The following is a 2,600-nucleotide window of genomic DNA, read 5'->3' on the forward strand; positions in this document are numbered from 1 at the left end:
CCGACCGCTTCGACCGCGCCGGCAAGGCGGAGGACGCGGCGGGCGCCCGGATGCAGCTCGCCTCGGTGCTGCGGGACAGCGGCCGGCCCGGCGACGCGGTCGCCGTCCTGGAGTCGCTGCTGCTGGAGACCGGCGCGGACGGCTTCGACGGGCGGGCCCGGGCGCAGGTCCGGCTCGACCTGGCCCGCGGCCTGCTCGGACTGGAGGAGTACCGGGAGGCCGCCGAGCACTACCTGCTGCTCGCCGACGAGGCCGCCGGCTGGGAGGACGGCCAGGACATCCACACCATGGTCGCCTGCGAGGCCACCGTCGCCCTCGCCGAGGCCGGCCGCTGGGAGGCCGCCGACACCGCCCGCACCCGCGCCCTCGCCGCGCACGCGGTCGCGCCCCGCGCCGACCAGGTCTGCGGCATGCTGCAGCAGCTGGCCCGGCTCACCGTGCAGGCCCGCGGCGAGGACGGCCTGGACGAGGCGCTGGCCCGGCTCGACGAGGCCGACGAGGTCGTCGCGGGCGCCGAGGCCGACGGCCACCCCGTCACCTCCTGGTACCAGCGCGGTCTCGGCCACTACGAGCGGGCCCGCTGCTACGCCTTCACCGACCGGGCCGAGGAGGGTCTGGCCGCCGCGGAGGCGGCCGTCGCCGCCCACGAGGCCGGTGGCGCGGACGGCGGGAGCCGCGCGCCGAGGCCCTGCGGATGGCGGCCCTGATCGAGGGCCGCAGCCTCGGCCGCACCGACGCCGCCCGTGCCCGGCTGGCCGAGGGCGTCCGCCGCTGCGAACGCGCCGGACTGACGGAGGCCGCCGGAGTCCTCGCGGCCCTCGGCGACCGCCTCGCCGCGGAGGCCGGCACGTCCTGACCGCCGGCCGCGGACGAGCGGTAGGGCGTGTCTTCAGAGGCGTACGGATGACCCATGGGGGCGCGTGGGTGGCCACGTCAGGGGCGCGGGGAACTGCGCGATTCGGATGCGGGCCACTGTGCGGACCAGGGATGAGCCGGATTCGTCGGAACACCACTCCCGGACTGCGCAGTTCCCCGCGCCCCTGGATTGCACACCCGGCGGGGGAGACTGGGTGGATGACGGATCCTTCCGACGGCCGGGGCGTCCCCGCCGAGCTGCGGCCCTACCTCGACGAACTGGTGCGCCGCACCCGGGTGGTGTGCGGGCCGCGGCTGATCGGCGTGTACGCGGTCGGGTCGGTCGCGCTAGGGGACTACCGGCACGGGCGCAGCGACGTGGACGTCGCCGTGGTGGTGGATCCCGTGCTGCCGGCCGCGGCGCTGCGGGAGCTGGCCGCCGTGCTGTCGCACCCGGGGCTGCCGTGTCCGGCGGCCGGGCTGGAACTGGTGGTCTACGGCGGGGACTCCGTGCGCCGGCCGTCCGGCGGGGCCGGGTACCTGCTGGACCTCAACACCGGCCCGCTGCTGCCCGACCGGGCGAGCTTCGACCCCGCCGGGGCGACGGCGTTCTGGTACACCGTCGACCGTGCCGTCGCCCACGGGTCGGGCCTGGCGCTGTTCGGCCGACCGGCACCGGAGGTGATCGCCGCTCCGGCGCGGGCCGAGGTGCTCGCCGCGCTCGCCGCCTCGGTGCGTGAACACGCCGAGGGCGAGGGTCACTTGGCGGACAACCGGGTGCTGAACGGCTGCCGCGCCGCGGAGTTCTGCCGGACCGGACACTGGCTGTCCAAGTGCCGGGCCGGGCGGGAGGTCGCCGCGGCCGAGGAGGGCTTCCGTGCGCTGATCGGTGCGGCGCTGGAGAGTTTCGACCGGCCCCGCGCCGAGGCCCGCCCGCTGCCCGCGGCCGATGTGCGGGCCTTCCTGGCCTGGGTGGGTGACCGGGTCGCGGAGGCCGCCGCGGCGGAGGGCTCCGGCTGAGTCGGACCGGCCGCTGGAGGGGCCGTCCTTCGAGGACGACCGATGAATCATATGATCCGACAAGCTGTGATGCAGATCATAGCTTGATGCCGTGCGGGCGCGGACACAATGGCCGGTCAACGTTTGATCGCCGCCGCGACCGACCGGCAGCGGCGGCCAGCCAGCCGGGGGGCCCATGCCGCACGCACCGCACGACCTGTTCCAGGACACCGCACGCCTCGTGGAGATCGAGGACGGCGTCCACGTCTACCTCCAGTCGCACAGCGGATGGTGCGTCAGCAACGCCGGCGTGCTCGCCGGACGCCGCTCCACCACCCTCGTCGACTGCACCGCGACCGAGCGCCGCGCCCTCGGCCTCAAGGCCGCGGTGGCCGAGCTCACCCCGCACCCCGTCACCCGGGTCGTCATCACCCACCACCACGGCGACCACCACTACGGGGCCAGCCTGTTCACGCCGCAGGCCACCGTCATCGCCCACGAGGAGGCGCGCTCCGCCAACCTGCTCGACGGCCTCAACCTGCCGGTGATCTGGCCCGAGGTGCAGTGGGGCGCCGTGCGGCCGATGGAGCCGGACGTGACCTTCCGGGACCGGCTCACCCTCCACCTCGACGACCGCCCGGTGGAACTCGTCCACTACGGCCCCGCCCACACCCGCCGCGGCACCACACGCACCCTGCGGATCACCTCGACGGACGTTGCGAGCACGGCGTTGATCCTCCACCTCG

The 2,600-nt window shown here is 75.6% G+C and carries 3 protein-coding genes and 1 pseudogene; all 4 read left to right on the plus strand.

Features of this window, described 5'->3' with window-relative positions; all coding sequences use genetic code 11:
- Window positions 1–707 (plus strand): annotated as a pseudogene (locus tag ABZ641_RS32510) (hypothetical protein); the annotation flags it as partial.
- Window positions 695–856: a hypothetical protein gene (locus ABZ641_RS32515; RefSeq protein WP_359987667.1), complete on the plus strand. Its 162-nt coding sequence runs from the start codon at window positions 695–697 to the stop codon at window positions 854–856. The pseudogene ABZ641_RS32510 and the gene ABZ641_RS32515, both read left to right, overlap by 13 nt.
- A gap of 218 nt (window positions 857–1,074) precedes the next feature.
- Window positions 1,075–1,875, plus strand: a complete 801-nt coding sequence (locus ABZ641_RS32520) for a nucleotidyltransferase domain-containing protein (protein ID WP_359987670.1) — start codon at window positions 1,075–1,077, stop codon at window positions 1,873–1,875.
- 175 nt (window positions 1,876–2,050) lie between these two features.
- On the plus strand, window positions 2,051–2,600 hold a 550-nt coding region (locus tag ABZ641_RS32525; RefSeq protein WP_359987673.1), incomplete at its 3' end, for an MBL fold metallo-hydrolase.

This window comes from Kitasatospora sp. NPDC007106 (assembly GCF_040634455.1).
Classification (GTDB): Bacteria; Actinomycetota; Actinomycetes; order Streptomycetales; family Streptomycetaceae; genus Kitasatospora; species Kitasatospora arboriphila.